Raw genomic sequence first — 18609 nt, forward strand, 5'->3', positions numbered from 1 at the left:
CACTGCACGGTCACCCCGGTTTCGTCGAGCGGTTCGCCGAGGCGTACGACCACGCCGGCAAGGTAGCCGTGCTCCTCGCGCCCGAAGAGCCCGCTGCACGTGAGAACCCATCGCAGAACAGCCTGCCGACGAGCACGTCATCTCACGATGCGTTGACCAAGCGGCCCTGACAGGCCGTTGACGCCTCTGGTCACGCGGGGAGAGCCGGGGGGTGTGCATGCCCAGGCTCCGGCCTCAGCCGGCTGATCCCGATCCTCTGGGCGCTTTGCCGGACATCGAAGATCAGGGGCTTCCGCCCCGGAAGGCGATGTCCGTCAGGTTCCCGCAACGACACTGACGAACAGGCGGTCCCGCCCTCCTCGTACCGCACATGCGCGGTTGCGGCGCGCAGGTGGATCCAGTGCTGGGCCGGCCACCCGGCTTCCACGAAGAGCGGTACAACGAGCACCGCGACCACCGTTGATTCCGGAGACGATGCCTCATCGTCGCTGCAGCCGTGGTCGACCTACTCGGCGAGGAGCTCGGCCAAGCTTGCAAGCGGCGTTGTCATCGGCCACGGTGCACGTTCTTCGCGGCCTGTCCATGCCAGGTGAACCACAGTCCAGGGGAACGGCCGGTTCGCGACGCTGAACAGGACGTGAGCCCGTCGGTGTACATCAGATTGATGGAATGCCCTTTCGTCCTGGCCGGCGGTGTGCGGTGTCTGAGACTGGGGCGATGACAGAGCCTCTTGATGGACCGGTGAAGCCAACGCCTTTCGGGGTGGAGCGCAATCCTGCCAGAGTGGCCGCGTTCAGTGACGGTGTTGTTGCCATCGCCGTGACGCTGCTTGTTCTGGAAATTCGTCCGCCGCACGACACGGGTCATCTCTTGCGTGGTCTCGTGACGCTCTGGCCGTCTTATCTGGCATACAGTGTCACCTTTATGTTGATCGGTCAGGTGTGGGTGAACCATCACGTCATGTTCGACCACATCCGCAGTGCCGACCGGGTGGTGCTGTTTCTCAATACTGTGCTGTTGATGGACATTGCGTTCTTGCCGTTCGCCGCTTCTGTGCTGGCCGATGCGTTCCATGACGGGCGTGGCCAGCGCGTTGCGGTCGTCTTGCATGGTGCCGCATTTGAGTTCGCGGCCGTTCTGTTCAACGTGATCTGGTGGTATGCCCGCCGTGATCGTCGGCTGCTCGCTGTCACCATCGATTCCGCTGGAGTGAGGGCTATCAGCCGGCGCTTCCGGTTGGCCCTTGTCTGGCTCGGTGCCGGAACGCTGCTCGGCGCCTTGATTCCCGTGCTGGGCATGGCTGTGATCGCCGCGTTCATCCCCTATTACTGGCTGCCCATCGAGGGCGAAATCGAAAGGGCAAAGCGTCGTGCCGACCGTGGTCGTCAGGCGTGACTGCTCGCGTCTCTCCTGCCCGTCGTCGGCCTTGCACAAGTTGTATCGGGCGGCTGGACCTCTGTGTGGCAGGGGGTGCCCGGTGCGTCATAGGCAGGGCCGAGTGCCGGTGGGGTTGCTCGCCGGCTAGAGGTCGAGGACGACTTCGGTGGTGGGCTCGCTGCAGCAGATGAGGATGGTGCCGGATTCTGGGGGTTCGAGGGGTTGGGTGGTGTAGGTGATGTCGCCTGCGACGAGGTGGGTGATACAGGTGTGGCATACGCCGGTGCGGCAGGACCATCGCGTTGGGATGTCACAGGCTTCGGCAAGGTCGAGGAGGGTGGCATGCGTGGGTGACCAGGGGGTGGTGATGCCGCTGCGGGCAAAGGTGATGAGGGGGCCGGTGCCGGCGGGGCCGGGTGGTTGGTGCGGCCGGATGACGGCGGTTGGCGTGACGCCGGGGTTGATGGCGGGAAGGGCGCTGAACGCTTCGGTGTGGATGTGGCCGGGACTGAGGCCGTGGTCGCGCAGATAGCCGCTGAGATCGTCCATGAAGGCCGGTGGTCCGCAGAGGTAGGCGTCGGCGTTTGCGGGGATGCCCATGGCGGCGAGTGAGGTGGCGGTTGGGCGGCCCTGTGTGATGTGGAGCTGGCCGGGATCCGGGGCTTCGGCTGTGTAGTAGATGTGCTCGTGGGCGTGGGGGAGTTGTGTCAGGAGCGTGTGGGCCTCGTCGGCGAAGGGGTGGTGGGCGCGGTCGTGGGCGGTGTGGATCCACCAGACGGGGCGTGGGTCTTGGGTGGCGGCGAGTTGGTGGAGCATGGCCAGGACGGGGGTGGCGCCGATGCCTGCGGAGATGAGGAGGACCGGGTCGGTGCTCTCTTTGAGTACGAAGGCTCCGCGGGGGCTTGCGACGTCCACGAGGTCCCCGGGGTGGAGGCTGGTGTGGAGGTAGTGGCTGACCCGGCCGTGGGGCTCGTGCTTGACGCTGATGCGATACGTGCCGGCTGCGGGCGCGGAGGACAGCGAGTAGCTGCGCACGGCGGGGGCGGCTGCGCCGACGTCCAGGCGGATGGAGAGGTACTGGCCCGGGCGGGGCTGCGGTAGTCGTGTGCCGTCAGTGGTGTCGAGGTAGATCGAGGAGACGGTGGGGGTCTCGGGGACGATGCGGGCGACGCGCATGGTCTTGAAGCCCGGCCATCCCGGTTCCTCCCTGGGCTGCTGGGCGCTGGCGCGTTCGCCCGGCCATCCCGGTTCCTGTGTGGGCTGCTGGGCGGCGACGAGTTCGCGGAAGGATTGCTGCCATCCGGGACTGAGAGCGGGGATGTTGAGTGCTTTGCGCAGCTTTTCGGGGTCGCGGTTGGGAAGGTAGAGCAGGGCGTCGATGTCGGCGACGCTGAGTTGTTCGGGACCCTTTCGGGTGAGGGTGATCTCGTTACCGGCCTGGACGTGTCCCTCGGTGATGACACGCAGGTAGAAGCCGGGGCGGCGGTGGGCGACCAGGAGGGACGCCATAGTGGGTTCGCCCAGACGCATGCCGACGCGGTAGCACGTGACGCGGGGCTGGCTGACCTCGAATTCGGCTTCGCCGATGCGGTACCGGTCGCCGATACACACTTCGTCATCAGGCAGTCCGTCGACGGTGAAATTCTCCCCGAAGATCCCGAAAGCCAGGTCGTCGCGACCGAGCTGCTTTTGCCAGTACTGGTAGGACTGCACCTGATAGACGAGGACGGCCCGCATCTCACCGCCGTGCCCGGCCAGGTCCCCTTGGCCGTCTCCGTCGATGTTGAGCCGCCGCACCATCCGGGGGCCGTGCACGGGGGACTTCCACGCTCCTGTGTGGACGGTCCTTCCCTGCCAGGGGACGTCCTTGGGTATCCCTACGTTGACGGACAGCAGCGTCGCCATTGCGGTTCTCCTGGGCGTGGCCGGGGTCAGCCCCTCATGGCGCTGTGAAGTACGTGCTGCGCCCGATCCTAGTTCTTGGCCTGCGCCGCCCGCTATTCATCGATCATGAGCCTTTTGAGGCGTCAGCGGAGATTTGCTGAATGCCGAGGGGTGCGGGGATCTGGGCTGGTCATTCGCTTTTTCGTGTCTGATCATTCAGATCGCGCATGATTGCGCGGGTGGCGGGGCGGTGCCGCGGTGGATCAGAATGATCACATGGAGTACCAGTTCGAGGTTGTCATTCTGCCGGTGAGTGATGTCGACCGTTCATTGACCTTCTACAAAGAGCAGCTCGGTTTCCATCTCGACGTGGACTACGGACCCAGGCCCGATTTCCGAGTCGTGCAGCTGACGCCTCCTGGCTCCGCCTGCTCAGTGCAGATCGGCGTGGGCATCACCGATGCGCAGCCTGGTTCGGTGAAGGGCCTGTACCTGGTGGTTGCCGATCTCCAGGCTGCGTGCGCCGAGTTGGCGGGCCGGGGCGTCGACGTGGGGGAGATCCGTCACAAGGCGCCAGTCGAGACGTGGCAGGGAGGCTTTGAGCCCGGCGTCGACCCGGAGCGGCGGGACTATGCCAGCTTCGCGGAGTTCACCGACCCCGACGGCAACGTGTGGATGCTGCAGGAACGCGGTTTTCGTTCCGCGTGAGGGTGGGGCCCGCCGCGCCGGGCTTTCTGTTTGTTTTTTGGACGTTCTCGGCCGCTGCCCACGCATTCCGGTCCGGTGACGGGGCCGGGCGCGCTCGGGTGATTGTCGCTGACCTGCGGCGGAGGAGGCTGCCCACGGTCGATACCGCAGCCAGGGACCGGTCGGGGGAAGTTCCTGCTGCTCAGGGCTGAGTCCGGCCGCCTGTTCTGGGGGCTCGGGAGTTATTCGGCGGCTGCATCCCGGGTGCGCTGGTAGTGGCGCCTGGCCTTCATGCGGTTGCCGCACAGGGCCATCGAGCACCAGCGGCCCTTGTTGGTCTTGCTGCGGTCCAGGAGAAATCGCCGGCACTCGGGATTGGCGCAGGGCCGCAGTCTGCCGGGCATCGTCTCCTGCAGTGCGCCCCAGGTCAGCACCGCTTCAACCGCCAGCCGGCGATCTTTGGGGGTCTGGAGCTCCCAGGACACGCCCGCGGGGGAGAGGCGGGGGTGGGAAGTGACGTCCTTCAGGAGCGGCTCCAGCGAGGTGACCGGCTGGTTCCCGCGGACCACCTCTTGCAGGGCATCACGGGCCTGCACGAGGTGCTCCTGCTCCTGTGCGGTGCCGCTGCCGCCGCGGGCCTGCTGCCATGACCTGGCCGTTTCCAGATCCGCCAGCTGGTCCTGGACGACGCCATTGACCACCGGCGTGCTGTTGAGGAGCTCCAGAAGTGCGTCCTGCCGTTCTCGATCGCTCACCATGCCACCTCCTAACCGTTTCGCTTCACTTGACAGGTTACACGAAGGAGCGTCATTCTAACTGGCAAAATTTATTTAGATAGTTAGATGCCCATCGGTTGAGGCGTATCCGCCGGGCAGGCGTACCCGCCAGGCAGGCAGTCGCCACGACAGGAAGGACACGACCGTGACCGCGCGCCAGGGCGGCGGCGTCGACGTTCCCGGGATGCAACAGCGCGAGCGGCTGCGCATGTGACGGCCTTCGAGCAGGAGGCCGTCACGGCGACGAGCTCTCCAGCCTGCCGTATGAGGCGGGCCGCCTACCGCGCCAAGCCCTGTTGGCCGGCGAATCCGGCGGTGCCGCAGTCCTGCTGACCGCCCTGACCTCGTCCAATGCTTTCCCGGCCTTGTGCCGGGTGGCGTGGGAAGCGCAGCTGAGCCTCGGCCTGGGCGGCAGCCGGCTGGTCCTGGACCTGCGTACCGGGATGGAAGCCGGTGGCGCCGATGCCCGCGATGGCGCCGCTGCCGGCGACGGCGGCCCAGCCGACAGATGGCCGCAGCTGATCCGAGCAGTTCTGTGTCCTGCGCCTAATGGTGCGTCGTTACCGGGCCCGAGGACCGCGCCGCCTCATGCGCCCGCACGGCCTCGAACGTGGAGCCGCAGCAGCTGGAATCAGGCCGACGCCCGGTCACCTCAGGCCTGTCGGCCACGCCCGCCAGGGAAGGCCGTCGGACATGGTCCCCGTGTTGCACGAGACCGACAGCTCCACCTCGGTCGTCTGGGCGCGCTCACGGCGAGCTGCGCTGGCTCCTGGCCGTCCATGGGCGGAGGCTGGATCTGGACGCTGACCTGACCCCACCTATGGATCCAGCCTCGTGGCCGGCCGTGGGTGCCTCGTCCGAGTGCGGCTACACCGCCTCGAGCTAACCGATAAAAGCACCTTGACGGGTTAGGATGCGTGTGGTCGACTGGATGTGTAACCACTCAACCTAGGTAGAAGGGTTAGATAAATGGCTCCCGCAGTCCACCACCGCACCACCACCGTCAACGGCCTCGAGGTCTTCTACCGGGAGGCCGGCGACCCTAAGGCGCCCGTCGTGCTCCTCCTGCACGGCTTCCCCACCAGCTCGCACATGTTCCGCCACCTGATCCCGGCGCTCGCCGACCGCTACCACGTCATCGCGCCCGACCACATCGGCTTCGGCCTGTCCGCGATGCCCACCCTGCAGGACTTCCCCTACACCTTCGAGGCCCTCACCGAGGTCACCTCCGGCCTGCTGCAGCAGCTGAGCGTCGACCGGTTCGCGATGTACGTGCAGGACTACGGCGCCCCCATCGGCTGGCGTCTCGCCCTCCAGGCGCCGGACCGCATCACCGCGATCATTACCCAGAACGGCAACGCGTACGAAGAGGGCTTCGTCAAGCCCTTCTGGGACGGCGTCTTCGCCTATGCCAAGGCCCCGGGACCAGACACCGAAGCCCCGATGAGGGGCGCCCTCAGCCCCGAGATCACGCGCTGGCAGTACGTGAACGGTGTCGCCGACCCGAGCCTGGTCAGCCCCGACAACTGGGTCCACGACCAAGCGCTGCTCGACCGGCCCGGCAACGACGAGATCCAGCTCAAGCTCTTCCGCGACTACCCCACCAACGTGGACCTCTACCCGCAGGTCCACCAGTACTTCCGCGACTCCCGGGTCCCGCTGCTGGCGGTCTGGGGCGCCAATGATGAGATCTTCGGCCCCGCGGGCGCGAAGGCGTTCCGCCAGGACCTGCCCGAAGCCGAGATCCACCTGCTCGAGTCCGGGCACTTCGCCCTGGAAAGCCACCTCGAGACCATCATCGAACACATCCGCGACTTCCTCGCCCGCGTCCTCGCCTGACACGCAGGGCGTCGAGCGGCTGCGGCGACCGCTTACCAGCCCCTCCTGCCGCAGCCGGCAAAGGATCCGCCATGTCACACCTTGCCCAGCGGGCCTTCAGCCCCACCCCCCGGACAGTGCGCACCGCCCGCGCCTTCGCGATGCAGGCCCTGGAGTCCTGGGGCGGCTGCAGGCGCCGCGACGACATCCGAGTCTGCCTGTCGGAACTCGCAGGCAACGCCGTCCAGCACGGGAGCCCGGATGGTCGTGACTACCTGGTTCGGCTCATCCGCCACCCGTACTGCCTTCACCTGGAAGTCCACGACAGCACTCGCCGCGCCGCCGTCCGCACCCCGGTCCTCTCCTGGAGCGCTGAAGACGGGCGAGGCATGCACATCGTCCGGGAGCTCTGCGACGACTGGGGAGTGCAGACCGAAGACGCCGACCACGACGGCAAGGTCGTCTGGATCTGCTTCCGCCGGCCCGAAGCAGCCGTCTCCCGCTGCTCCTGCACGCCCTGACCGGCGCCGACCACCACCCGCACCCATCAAGCTGCAGGCTCCACGCCGCACCCCGCACCCGGAAGGGAACACACCATGGGACTGTCCTGGCAGCAGGGCCCCCTCTCCGCCGGCGCGATCGGACACTTCCTCACTCCCCAGCCCCTGCCCGAGCGCTTGCTGTTCGCCGAGCGGCTGCGTCGCCGCATGCGCGTGAAGTTCAACGACACGTGGATCGCCGACAGCGAGAACGTCATCCTGCTGCACGAACCGGGCCGCTACCCGGTCGCCTATTTCCCCCGCGAGGACATCGATGAGCAGGCCCTGGTCGCGAGCGGAAAGACCACCCGCCACAAGGATTTCGGAGACACCGCCTGGTACGCGGTGCGCGCGGGCGAGCGCACCGCAGAACGCGCGGCCTGGGACTTCACCGCGCTGCCCGGTCACGCCACCGTACTCCAGGGCCGTATCGCTTTCGCGTGGCGGGCGATGGACGCCTTCTACGAGGAGGACGAACGCATCCTGGGTCACGCTGCGGACCCGTACCACCGCATCGACATCCGCAACACCTCGCGCACCTTGGAGGTCCGCGTCGGCGACACCGTGATCGCCCGGTCCGAACACCCCATCGTGCTCTACGAATCAGGCTTCGGCCCGCGCTGGTACGTCCCGCGCGCCGACATCGACGAGACCCAGCTGCGACCCGTCGAAGGACAGACCTTCTGCCCCTACAAGGGCCTGTGCGACTACTACGACATCGGCGACGCCCACCGCGCCGCCTGGTCCTACCGCAACGCCTACACCGAGGTTGGACGCATCAACGACATGGTCTCCTTCGAGCCCGACCAGGTCGAGGTCTACCTCGACGGCAAGCGTCTCGAACTCGAGCCCGGGCAGAAGGTCATCTCCCACGGCATCGACCGTGGTCTGGACGTCGACGAGGTCAGGGCGCGGTGACACCGCACCACACGTACGCCGAGCTCGCCGCCACAACGCATTGGCCCACGGCGATGTAGCACGGCGTGCCGATCACTGCTGTGGGCTTATGACTGCGCGTGTAACGACGCAGGCCCGGATACTGTTTCGCCAACGGAACGTGGACATCGTTGTAGTGACGTTCGAACGCCTCGACGTCGGAGGGGGTGTCGTACAGCACGACGAATCGCGCCATCTGCCTGGCGGCCGGGCCCACGGTTGCGGTCATCTGTTTCAACTCCTGTCATGCCAACCTCCGGTGTGCGACGCCACCGGCTCGGTACAAGGGGGTTTGCTCAGGGCAGCAGGGCCAGCTTGCCGACGGTGGCCCTGGCTTCCAGTTCCGTCAGCGCTTTCGGACCATCGGCCAGTTCGTACGCGGTGGGCAGGCTTGGGGCGAGCACGCCGGCCTCGATCAGCGCGGACAGCTCACCCACCAGCTCGCCGAACATCCGCGGTGCGGCCTTGATCAGCACGCCGATGTCGAGGCCGATGATGTGGACCTGGTGCTTGTACACCAGCTCCCAGTTGGTGATCGGGGCTTCGCCTCCTGCCACGCCGTAGACGACGACACGGCCGGTGACCCGCTTGGCCGCGGCCAGGCTGGCGGCGAAGGTGGCGCCGCCGGCCGACTCCAGAACCAGATCCACGCCACAACCACCGGTCAGCTCCGTCACCTCGGCGGCCAGATCGCCACCGACAGAGTCCAGGACGTGGTCGGCTCCCAGTGCCAGCACTGTCTCGTGCTTGACCGGCGAGGCGGTGGCGATGACCGTCGCGCCGTAGTGCTTGGCCATTCTCACCGCAGCCTGGCCGGTCCCGCCCGCCGCAGCGTGGATCAGCACGACATGCCCGGCAGCGATGCCACCCAGAGGCTTCAGCGCGGCCAGCGCGGTGGGCCAGTTCACGACCAGACCCAGCGCCTGCTGCTCCGTCCAGCCCGAAGGCACGGGCACCGCCGCAGCCGCGGGCAGGACCATGTACTCGGCGAAAGAGCCGGTTCCGACGCCGACGACGCGGGCCCCCGGTTGCGGACCGGTCACTGCCTCGCCCACCGCGACGACCTCACCGGCGGCCTCGAAACCCGCCAGGTACGGTGGCTGCGGGCCGTCCAGGAACGCGCCGTGGGCCTTCGAGATGTCGGCGAAATTCACCCCGGCGGCGGTGACGCGGATCAGGATCTCTCCCTGTCCGGGACTCGGCACCGGCGCGTCGGTGATCAGGCGCATGTCCTGCGGGCCGTTGAGGGAAGTCTGCTGCAGCGCGCGCATGGTCGCGGGAATGCTCATTGGCGATCAGCCTTTCCTTCTCGGCGTACATGAGGGAGACCGGCCGGCCCGTCGTGCGGGCCGCGCCCTCCCACCATGTAGACCCCGGACACCGCAGAAAGGAATCGACCCATCGACGTGTGTCGTCGCGCTGCTCAATTGCGGGTGTCTGGAGAACCGCCGTTCTTCTGATTTCGCCGCGGCTCGTGGGACACGGCGGTGGGGGTGCCGGCTCGCTTTGGAGACGGATGAGACGGACGTTCGTCGCCTGTCCTCCCTCATCAGTCCAGCGCATTGTTCTGATTGCTCGCAGACCGGCCGCGAAGGGCCGTCAGCCGATCTGTTCGGCCAGAGCGAGGATGATGCCTGAGGGGCCGCGGAGGTAGCAGAGGCGGTAGATGTCCTTGTACTGCGCTACCTCGCCGATCAGTTCGGCGCCATGGGGGCGTAGGCGGGCGATGGTGTCGTCGATGTCGTCGACGGCGAACATGACCCGGTGCAGGCCCAGCGTGTTCGGCGGCGGGTTGTGCGATCCGTCGCCGATCGCCGCGGGGGTGTGGTACTGCGCGAGCTCCAGCTTGCCGTGGCCGTCCGGGGTCCGCATCATCGCGATGTCGCTGCGGACTCCGTCGAGTCCGACGGCCTGATCCGCGAAGAGGCCCTCGATCTGCGCCTTGCCTTCGACCTCCATGCCCAGTTCGGTGAAGAAGGCGACGGCGGCATCCAGGTCGTCGACAACGATGCCGACGTTGTCCATCCGCTGAAGCGTCATGACGGTTCTCCCTCTGCGTTGCGCGGCCCTTTGAGGCCACCGGTATACCGAGGACGGAGCCGACGGCCCGTTCTCGACACCCGTAAACGGGCTGAGTTCTGGATGGCTTTGTTCGTGGGTTCGGGTTCTGGCTCAACTTCTGTGGTGCGGCCACTGTGAGTTACGTCGGCGGGGCGCCTCGCCTTGCGAGCGATCTTGCTCGTCCGGCGGGCCCATCGCGGCTCCGCCGTCCCGGAATCCGTGCGTCGGCGCCGCGTATGCTCCTGCCCATGAGCACTGAACGTCCTGCGCGCAGGCGCGATGGCGCCGCGACACGCGAGGCGATTCTGGCTGCAGCGGTCGTGGAGTTCACCGAGCACGGATACACCGGGGCCGGGGTGCGTCAGATCGCCGAGCGGGCGGGTGTGACGGCGATGATGATCAACCGCTACTTCGGCTCGAAGGAAGGCCTGTTCGCGCAGGCCGTCGATCGCGCCTTCGCACCGCCGACCGTCGTCGGCGGTGAACGCACCGGTTTGGCGGGCACCATCGCCCACACGCTCGCCGAACGCACCGCCCCCGGCGCCGAGCGGCTCGACCCGTTTCTCCTGCTGCTGCGGTCGGCACCGGATCCGGAGGCGGTGGACATCGTCCGGCAAGGCGTGGAAACCCATGTGGGCGCCCGTCTGGCGAGGTTGCTCGAAGGACCGGACGCGGAGGACGCAGAGGACGCCGACGTCCGTGCGCAACTTGCCCTCGCGCTGGTCGCCGGAACGTGGCTGCTGCGCAGTGTCGTCGGTACCACCGCGCTCGTCTCGGCCGACGACGGCCGCCTCGCCGCGCTCGTCGCCGACATGCTCGAACCGGTCATCCGCGGGGCGGGTGGCGGGTCGGTGCCAGGAACCGGTCTGCCCGTCACCGACGGGTAGCCGTCCGTCGACGGCACGCGGGACGGCGGGGTGGGTGTGCCTCAGAAGGCGGAGCGGATGAGTCCGCCGTCGACGCGGATGGTGGCTCCGCTGATGTACTGGGCGTGGTTGCTGCAGAGGTAGGCGACGGCTGCGGCGATCTCCTCGGGTTCGCCGAAGCGTTCCTGGTCGTTGGGGATGAGGGCCTGGACGGCGTTGGGCTGGATCTCCTCCCAGGTCCGGCCCCAACCGCGGGCCGGCCCGATGTCGGTGACCAGGTCCTTGGTGGCTTGGACGAGGATCGCTCCGGGGGAGACGATGTTGGATGTGACGCCGGTGCCCTTGAGTTCGCGGGCGAGGGAGACGGCGAGGTTGTGCCGGGCGGCCAGGGTGGCGTTGTACTGGGGGTGGGTGTTCATCGGCTGGGAGGCGAGTCCGCCGCCGATGGTGACGACACGGCCCCAGCCGCGTTCGCGCATGGCGGGGACCAGGTGCTGGATCATGCGGACGCCTGAGACCACGTTGACGTTGTAGGTGTCGCGCCACTCCTCGGGGGTGGCTTCGGCCCAGGACAGGTGCCGGTAGAAGCCGGCGTTGTTGACCAGGATGTCGACGGGGCCGTCCGCCGTGGCGACGCGGGCGACGTCGGCTGCGGCACGGTCGTCGGCAAGGTCACCGACGACCGTGTCGGCCGTCCCGCCGGCCTCGCGGATCTCCCGCGCGACCTTCTCCGTGCGGTCCTTGTCCCGGCCGTGGACCACGATCGCGGCACCCTCTGCCGCCAGCAGCTTCGCGGTGGCCTCGCCGAGCCCCGCACTCGAACCTGTGACGAGCGCGCGCTTACCGGTCAGGTTGAGGTTCATCTCGTATTTCCCTCTCATGGGACCCGCTTCGCACACCCGCACTCTGCGGTCATACGAAGTAACTCTCACGCAAGTATACAGCTGTAGACTTCCTGTGGAGGGGGAAGAGCCCGGGCACCGCTGTGATCGCCTCCAGACCCGAGTTCTGACTCGACAACTGTGGGGGCGACGACTCTGCGTCACGACAGCAGGACGCGCTTCCGGAGGAGTCGGAAGCCGGCCCGGCCTGACATCTGGCACTTCAGCATCTTGATCCGGTTGACGTGCCCCTCGACCACACCCGAGTTCCAGGGCAAGGTCAGACCGGCGATGACGGCGTCCAGGACGCGGTCGATGCCTGCGGCGAGGGTGTGGATGGTGGGCAGGTCGTCCTGCCGGACGGCATCTGAAAGGCGCCGGGCCCCTCGAGGCCCTGGCCCGGCCAGTTACCGAGTCGACCCCTCCTTCCCGGTTCGCGGTCCCGCCTGAGTCGCCGTGACCAAGAGCTCTGCCGTACGCCAGGCGGTTGTCTCCCAGCGCAGGCGGGCTACGTGGTGGGCCGCCTGGTTCCCGAGACGTCGGCGCAGGTGGTGGTCGACGAGAAGCCGCTCGATGGCGCCGGCGAGTTGTCCGGGTCGGACCAGCAATCCGGTGACCTCATCCATCACCGCGTCGCGGTGGCCCGGTATGTCGGTGACGACGGCCGGTGTGCCGCAGGCCGCGGCCTCACTGACGGCCAGACCCCACCCCTCAGCCGAGGAGGCGCTGACCAACAACCAGGCCGAGCGATACCGGCGGATGAGTTCCGCCTGTTCCACACGTCCGAGGAAGACGACCGCGGCTGAGTGACCGAAGCAGGACACGCTCAAGCGTTCAAGGCGGGCGCGTTCCGGACCGTCACCGACCACATAAAGCCGCGCCGTCGGGTGACGCTCCACCACCTGGTACATCGCCCGGATCACCAGCTCGATCCGTTTGGACTTCACCATCCGCGCCACCACCAGCACCGTGGGGGAGGATGACCGGCCGTCACCCTCGACGCCCGCACCGGGCGGGGCACTGCTGAATGCTCGGTCGACGCCCGGAGGGATCACGCTGATCGACGACAGGGGCAGTCCCAGCCGCCTGACCAAGTCATCACGGGTGGAGTTCCCTGGCGTACAGATACGGGCGCGCCGGTACAGTCGTGGGGCCAGTCGTGATTCGACGAGCCAGCCAAAGCGGCCGACAAGCGGCCCGAAGTGCTCCTGCCACACGTGGCCATGAACGTGATGCACCCAGGTGACGGCGGGACCGACGGCCCACAGCGGCGCCAACCAGGGAACGCCGTTCCATACCTCCACCACCCCCGTGCCCGGCCGCCGCAAGAGCCTTGACTCTGCGAGGAGAGCCGGGAACACCGTGAGTTTGCCGCCCCTGCGCACCACTTGGTATCCGTCCCTGATCGCTCGGCTGGGAAGCCCCGGCGCAGTCGAGGTCCTCAGCAATACCTCGACGCCCGCGTCGGCCCAGACTTTCGCCATGGCGCTCGTGTGGTATTCAGAACCACCTGCCGCACCGTCCTGTACGTCACGCCACGCCAGTATGAGAATTCTCCGGATGGCTGCGTTGGCAAGGGTTTTCCTCAGGGTTTCCGGTCCGGTGATCCGAACTGTTTCATGCTGCCGCAAACTCAGTCTCCTGTCTGCCGCGTAAAGCTGTGACGGCCGGGACGAGAGGGACCGACCGAGTCGTCATTTTCATCAAGTCCGCAGGTCTCATGGCATCTTGACAGAGGCTCGGTGGCGTGTCACTCTCAGTTGCACTCTTTGGGTCGACGTCGCAATCGGGGTTGCCGAATGAAGTACCGGTGCACGTCCCCCATAGCAGAGGAATGCGTGAGGGAGATCGTCTCTCATGTTGCCGGCTGGCTCACGCTGAAGCAGGCAGGAATTCTTTCGGAGCTGGCTTCGCGCATTCCCGACGGGGCGCACATCGTGGAATTCGGATCTTTCCTCGGGCGGTCTACGCTTTCGTTGATCTCGGGCGCTGCTGAAGGCGTCGTTCTTTATGCCGTCGACCCCTTCGAGGGTGACGAAGTCGGCCCGAGGCCCGGAAGGTCCGCAGTTGCCGGTGTAGATTCCGAGGCGGTGCACTTGGAGTTCCACCGAAACATCGCGCTCGCCAGTGCGGAAGGACGCGTGAGGCATCTACGGATGCGGTCGGCACAGACTCCGGACGAAGTCATCGAGGCGGCGGGACTGGTCTTCGTCGACGGTTCTCACCGCTTCCGCGATGCGGCGCAGGACCTGCGGCGTGTCTGTCGTCAACTGCGGCCCGGAGGCTGGCTCGCGATCCACGACGCTTTCTACTCCGTCGAGGTCACGCTTGCGATCATGACCGTACTGCTTCGGCGCCGGGACTTCGCATACAAGGGACGCAGCGGCAGCCTGGCCGTCTACCGACGCACCGCCACGGCTCCCGGCGGCAGTGGCGTGTCGCCGACTCGTGGCAACCGGTTGCATCAGGTGGCCGAGTTGATGACCCTCGGCGGTGTCTGTGTCCGGAAGACGGGGCTGCTGATGGCTGCGGCGGCCGGCTCGGTCACCGACATTGACGCACGGTGGCCGCACTGAGCCGAGCAGCGCAACGCCGATGTCGGCGCGGAGGGGACGCCCGCAGACGAGATCCGGGGGACTGGGTGCTGAGGAGAAGGCTGACAGGCGCTCTGGCCAAAATCGGTGACCTACGGCCGTTCTGGTGGCCGCCCGTGCGGCGGCAGCGTACTGCGTCCGTGGCCGTCGCCGCCCTTCTGGTCGGCGCGGCGGCCATCGGGTACCAAGCGCTCGGGGACGGCGACGCAAACGGCGTCTGCACACGGCAGCCTGTGGCCTGTGGGTTGGTCACCAACCTGATGTCCAGCATCATCGTCGCCTTCCTGGTGTCGCTGCTGTGGATCGGCACAATCTCCCGCTGGATCGTCCTTCGCCGTCATCTGCGCCGGATCCGCGAAAACCCCCGGCGGCTCATGGCGGACATCGGGCCGGGCACTGGAACGGACGAGTTCGTCGAACCCCCAGGAATTCTCGCCATGCTGGAGACCGAGCTGCGTTTCGGCCCCGCCGGCGTGCCGCTGATCGTCACAGGGGCTGCCGGCTCGGGCAAGACGATGCTCCTCCGCCGGCTCGCTGTGCGGCTGGCGGAACAAGGACTCGTACCCGTGATGCTGTCGATGCGCGGCCGGCACCCTGACGACAGTGTCACCGCCCTGGCCAGGGTCGGCTTCCTGAGCCAGATCGACCGCTTCGTCACCCGGGAGAGTGACGGCGAGAAGATCTGGCGCAAGCTGAGAGAACGGCGTCGCGTCATTGTCCTGGTCGACTCGCTGGACGAGATGGGAAGCGAAGGTGGCTTCGTCGACGTGCGGGAGCTGACCCGCGTCCTGTTGAACCGCATCGCGGACGAGGATGTCGGGCTGGTGCTTGCTGCGCGGCCGGAGTCGCTGCCGGCCGTCCTGCCCGGCTACCGGTTCCCCATTCCCGCACTGCCGGTCGCCGAGACGGTCGCCCGGCTCGCCGAGTGGGGCATCCCCTCGGCACTCGGCAGCGAACTCACCACCCGACTCGAGTTGAACCAGGTTCCCTTCTACGCCGTCTTGTGCCGTGAGCTTCCGCTTGCCGAACTGTGCGAGGTCGCCGGCCTCCCCGGCTCGGTTCTGGCACGCCGAGTCTCCCTCCTGGATCGGGTGATTGCCCGGCGGATCACCCACGCGGCGGTGTCCGAGCGCCCTCTGCGAGTACTCAGTTCGATCGCCTGGACGCAGATCCGGCTCGGACACACCGTGTGCGGCGTGGAGGAGTACCTGTCCGTCAGTGATGCGCCCGGCATGGGCAGGCGGCCGCAGAACCGCAGCGAACTGCTGGCGGTACTGCGTGCCGCCCAAAGCATCGGCCTACTGCGTATGGGGTTGGACGGCGGACAGGTCGCCTTCCGGCACCCGCTGGTCCTCAGCCACGTCGCCTCGCTGAGCGCGGTCGAGAGCCTGCGCAGCGGTCGCGGACGGCGTTTCCTGGCCACAGTGCTGGTAGGGACGGCCATGCGCGAACCCGTCCTGGCGTTGGAGATGGCGTTGTCACGTGAGCCGTCCCCGGCCTGCGCCCGCCGCCTGATGGACATTGCCGAGGAACTGCCGCCGGACGCACCGGCCTTGAGAAACCTCTCCGTGGCCAACATGCTGGCTTCGGTCGCCGCCACCCTGTCGGACGCGCGCATGAAACGAAGGTGTCTGCGGCTCTACATCCGGCTATGGGCACAAGCTCGGCCCGCTGACCGAGGCGCGGCCGTGCCGTTCGTCGGCCTGCTCGACGTCCGGGACAGTGGCGCGTTCCTGTGGTCGATCTTGGATCGCGAAGACCAGTACGTGGCACGCTGGGCCTGCGCCCAGCTGCTGGCCGAGCCGGACGTCGACCGCTACATGAGCGTGGCCCACTTCGTCGACGGATTCACCAGCCGGATGCGGGCGCCCGATGGCACGACCGGTGGGAGCGACATCGTGGAACGCGCGTTCTGGTTCATACCTGCGCTCGCCGACGGTCTGCCCTCGGGTGCCGCAAAGGACCGGGCGGCGGGCCATCTGTTGGAACTGCGGCGCTGTCTGGAGCAGATCACCTTGCGCGACGCGCCCGGCGCGCTCGGCGCCGAGTCCTCGCTGGCCCAGGGATACAAACTTGCCGCCTTCCGGTACCCCGCGCTGCCTCCAGACGCGGGCGCCTGCGAACTGCTGCGCACCGGTAGGTTCTGGTATGCCCGACTTGAGGCAGTCCAGGCAGTGGGCCGCCGCTTGCACCACAACCCCAGTGCCCCGGGGGCACTGGGTGCGCTGCGGGAGGCCCGGCGGGACAGCCACCCCTTCGTCCGGGCCATGGCAGCGCTCGCCCTGCGTTGCGCGGATGAACCTTGGGCCCGGCTGTTGTGGTATTCGGAGGAGAGCCTTAGCGGATCCGCCGTGTCGGCGCTGGCCCCGGAGGCGTTGCAACTGCTGGGTGAGGTCACCCTCTGGCTGAACCACAACGAGAAGGCCGAACAGAGCAAGCGCGATTCCAACAGTCTCCGAAGTAGTCTGCCGCTGTGCATGTCGAGCCGGGCATACCGTTCGCGTCTCACCGCCGACAGGCCCTGCGGGGAGGAGTGCGGCTTCGGCTTGTGTCCTTACACCGCAGAGGCGACCGGCCGCCATTCTCGTGACCTGCTCAACGAAGCCATCTGCCGTTCGATCCGGCAGGCAGGGCTGCGGGCCGACACGCCATCCTGGTACGACTCCTCGCGAAGGAAGGACTACACGGCCATATGGAGAACGCTGGAGACTTTCTACCAGAACCGGACGCGGTAGTCCTTCGGCCGGAGGGACGGCGTTTCCGGGGAATGCGGGTGGTCGTCACCGGAGCCGGTCACGGCATCGGCCTGGCCGTCGCCCGTTGTTTCCTGCGTGAGGGAGCTACCGTGTGCGCGGTCGACGTCTCGGAAGAGAGCCTGACCGCCCAGCTCGGCGGTACGGAAGGGGCACAACTTGTGTGTGCGGACGTCGGCTCAGACCCGCAGGGGCTGGCAGCGCGCCTGTTGGCGGGGGGTGCCGTCGACGTCGTCGTCAACAACGTTGCTGTCCGGTCCGGGAAGTCCTTCCTGGAGATCGAGCCTGAGGACCTGCGCAGGACGTACGCCACCAACATCGAGGGGCCATGGTTCCTGACACGGGACGTGGTCCGGCGGTGGCTGACGGCCGGGCGGCGCGGATCCATCGTCTTCGTGCTCTCACTGCACTCCGACGCGATCCGCATGAACCCCGACTACAGCAGCTCGAAGGCTGCGCTGGCCATGCTCGTCAAGGAGCTGGCCGTGGAACTCGGCCCCCACGGCGTACGCGTGAACGCGGTCGCCCCCGGTGCCATCGATACCTGGTCGAACGGCAGCGAGCGGTCCCGCGCACACGTCGAGCGCTCCAGCCGTCCCGTACCACTGGGCCGGCTCGGGACCGTTGAGGACGTTGCGCACTGGGTGCTGGCCCTCAGCGACGAGCGGCTGGCCGCGTACATGACCGGATCGGTGATCACGGTGGACGGCGGGCTCGGCCTGCACAATTGGCTGCTCGACCTATACGCCGACGCGGCGGACGAGCGCGAAGCCACGCGCTTTGATGCGGATGAGACGACTGCGGAGACGCGCAGCGACCGAAGCGAGTCACAGAGCCGTATTACTGGGCCGTGAGCGCCCCTACAGGGACACTGTGAGGCCGCCGGGGGCAGTGCGTCCGTCCTCGGAGATCTCGACCGTACCGGTGCTGCCGGCGTCCGGCATGGCGCGTGCCTTGGCCACTGCTGACCGGTCCAGCTCGAATGTCGCCGAGGCCGCCTTCGTAGGAACCATCTGGTCGCACGGACAGGAACCGGCCCAATAGTTCGCCGAACCCATGGGACGCCGGCGAGTACCGCCGCCCGTCCTCGGACCGCGCAGGTCAGGCCAACCGCAAGGCGTCCTCGTCGCCGAACCCGAAGTGTTCGAGTGTGGTCTCGTCTCCGGATACCGAGCCGACGGCTGTGCGCTCACCCACGATGAGGTGATCCGCCGGCTCGCCCTCGAAACCAAGCCCTGCGCCAAGGCACCACCGAGCTTCACTGATGTGCACACCCGATCTTCCCTGACCCCAAGCCTTGGCAGGCCGCCCTGGCAGATAGGGGGGTGGGATCAAGACGCCGCCAGGAACTCGCGCTTACGACCGTTGCCCTTGCGAGGCCGTTGAGCGTCGGAGGGCGTCTGCGATGATCTGCACGAGGTGACGGCTGTCGAGGCC

General features: G+C 67.4%; 16 protein-coding genes. 9 read left to right on the forward strand and 7 right to left on the reverse strand.

Features of this window, described 5'->3' with window-relative positions; genetic code table 11:
• Positions 1 to 717 precede the first annotated feature (717 nt).
• On the forward strand, positions 718 to 1395 hold the full coding sequence (locus tag N8I84_RS39420; RefSeq protein ID WP_263234329.1) for a TMEM175 family protein: 678 nt from the start codon (positions 718 to 720) through the stop codon (positions 1393 to 1395).
• A gap of 126 nt (positions 1396 to 1521) precedes the next feature.
• Here N8I84_RS39420 and N8I84_RS39425 read toward each other — a convergent pair whose 3' ends face one another.
• Positions 1522 to 3282 (reverse strand): MOSC and FAD-binding oxidoreductase domain-containing protein, encoded by a 1761-nt coding sequence (locus N8I84_RS39425; RefSeq protein ID WP_263234330.1) that lies wholly within the window; start codon positions 3280 to 3282, stop codon positions 1522 to 1524.
• A 255-nt stretch (positions 3283 to 3537) separates the two neighbouring features.
• Between N8I84_RS39425 and N8I84_RS39430 the strand changes: the two genes are divergently transcribed.
• Entirely contained in the window at positions 3538 to 3969 is a 432-nt protein-coding gene (locus tag N8I84_RS39430) for a VOC family protein (RefSeq protein ID WP_263234331.1), read from the forward strand.
• Between the two features lie 221 nt (positions 3970 to 4190).
• Here the strand turns inward: N8I84_RS39430 and N8I84_RS39435 are convergent, their stop codons facing one another.
• A complete protein-coding gene (locus N8I84_RS39435; protein ID WP_263234332.1) occupies positions 4191 to 4706 on the reverse strand; it encodes a CGNR zinc finger domain-containing protein in 516 nt (171 codons plus the stop codon).
• A gap of 987 nt (positions 4707 to 5693) precedes the next feature.
• Here N8I84_RS39435 and N8I84_RS39440 point away from each other — a divergent pair.
• The 3 genes from N8I84_RS39440 to N8I84_RS39450 all read left to right on the forward strand — a co-directional run bounded on the left by N8I84_RS39440 (position 5694) and on the right by N8I84_RS39450 (position 7999).
• Positions 5694 to 6563, forward strand: a complete 870-nt coding sequence (locus N8I84_RS39440; protein ID WP_263234333.1) for an alpha/beta fold hydrolase — start codon at positions 5694 to 5696, stop codon at positions 6561 to 6563.
• A 71-nt stretch (positions 6564 to 6634) separates the two neighbouring features.
• Complete coding sequence (locus tag N8I84_RS39445) at positions 6635 to 7063, forward strand: ATP-binding protein (protein WP_263234334.1); 429 nt, start codon at positions 6635 to 6637, stop codon at positions 7061 to 7063.
• Positions 7064 to 7138: 75 nt separating this feature from the next.
• On the forward strand, positions 7139 to 7999 hold the full coding sequence (locus N8I84_RS39450; RefSeq protein ID WP_263234335.1) for a DUF427 domain-containing protein: 861 nt from the start codon (positions 7139 to 7141) through the stop codon (positions 7997 to 7999).
• Here the strand turns inward: N8I84_RS39450 and N8I84_RS39455 are convergent.
• The 3 genes from N8I84_RS39455 to N8I84_RS39465 form a co-directional block, all read right to left on the reverse strand.
• The gene (locus N8I84_RS39455) at positions 7986 to 8246 is read right to left on the reverse strand and encodes an EthD family reductase (protein WP_263234336.1); all 261 of its coding nucleotides are present in this window, start codon (positions 8244 to 8246) and stop codon (positions 7986 to 7988) included. The two genes, N8I84_RS39450 and N8I84_RS39455, sit on opposite strands and share 14 nt — an antisense overlap.
• 67 nt (positions 8247 to 8313) lie before the next feature.
• Positions 8314 to 9306: a zinc-binding dehydrogenase gene (locus N8I84_RS39460; RefSeq protein ID WP_263234337.1), complete on the reverse strand. Its 993-nt coding sequence runs from the start codon at positions 9304 to 9306 to the stop codon at positions 8314 to 8316.
• Positions 9307 to 9616: 310 nt separating this feature from the next.
• Entirely contained in the window at positions 9617 to 10057 is a 441-nt protein-coding gene (locus tag N8I84_RS39465) for a VOC family protein (protein ID WP_263234338.1), read from the reverse strand.
• A 269-nt stretch (positions 10058 to 10326) separates the two neighbouring features.
• Between N8I84_RS39465 and N8I84_RS39470 the strand changes: the two genes are divergently transcribed.
• The gene (locus tag N8I84_RS39470) at positions 10327 to 10965 is read left to right on the forward strand and encodes a TetR/AcrR family transcriptional regulator (protein ID WP_263234339.1); all 639 of its coding nucleotides are present in this window, start codon (positions 10327 to 10329) and stop codon (positions 10963 to 10965) included.
• A 41-nt stretch (positions 10966 to 11006) separates the two neighbouring features.
• Here the strand turns inward: N8I84_RS39470 and N8I84_RS39475 are convergent, their stop codons facing one another.
• Positions 11007 to 11807 carry an SDR family NAD(P)-dependent oxidoreductase gene (locus N8I84_RS39475; protein ID WP_263234340.1) on the reverse strand — a complete coding sequence of 267 codons (801 nt, stop codon included), beginning with the start codon at positions 11805 to 11807 and terminating at the stop codon, positions 11007 to 11009.
• 425 nt (positions 11808 to 12232) lie between these two features.
• Complete coding sequence (locus tag N8I84_RS39485) at positions 12233 to 13456, reverse strand: glycosyltransferase family 4 protein (RefSeq protein WP_263234341.1); 1224 nt, start codon at positions 13454 to 13456, stop codon at positions 12233 to 12235.
• Positions 13457 to 13663: 207 nt separating this feature from the next.
• Here N8I84_RS39485 and N8I84_RS39490 point away from each other — a divergent pair, with 207 nt between their 5' ends.
• From N8I84_RS39490 to N8I84_RS39500, 3 genes are all read left to right on the forward strand, one after another.
• The gene (locus N8I84_RS39490) at positions 13664 to 14401 is read left to right on the forward strand and encodes a class I SAM-dependent methyltransferase (RefSeq protein ID WP_263234342.1); all 738 of its coding nucleotides are present in this window, start codon (positions 13664 to 13666) and stop codon (positions 14399 to 14401) included.
• Positions 14402 to 14559: 158 nt separating this feature from the next.
• Positions 14560 to 17154, forward strand: coding sequence for an NACHT domain-containing protein (locus tag N8I84_RS39495; protein ID WP_263234343.1), 2595 nt, complete (start codon positions 14560 to 14562; stop codon positions 17152 to 17154).
• A 38-nt stretch (positions 17155 to 17192) separates the two neighbouring features.
• Complete coding sequence (locus tag N8I84_RS39500; protein ID WP_263234344.1) at positions 17193 to 18026, forward strand: SDR family NAD(P)-dependent oxidoreductase; 834 nt, start codon at positions 17193 to 17195, stop codon at positions 18024 to 18026.
• The last annotated feature ends 583 nt before the right edge of the window (positions 18027 to 18609 follow it).

The sequence above is a fragment of the Streptomyces cynarae genome (genome assembly GCF_025642135.1).
Lineage (GTDB): Bacteria > Actinomycetota > Actinomycetes > Streptomycetales > Streptomycetaceae > Streptomyces > Streptomyces cynarae.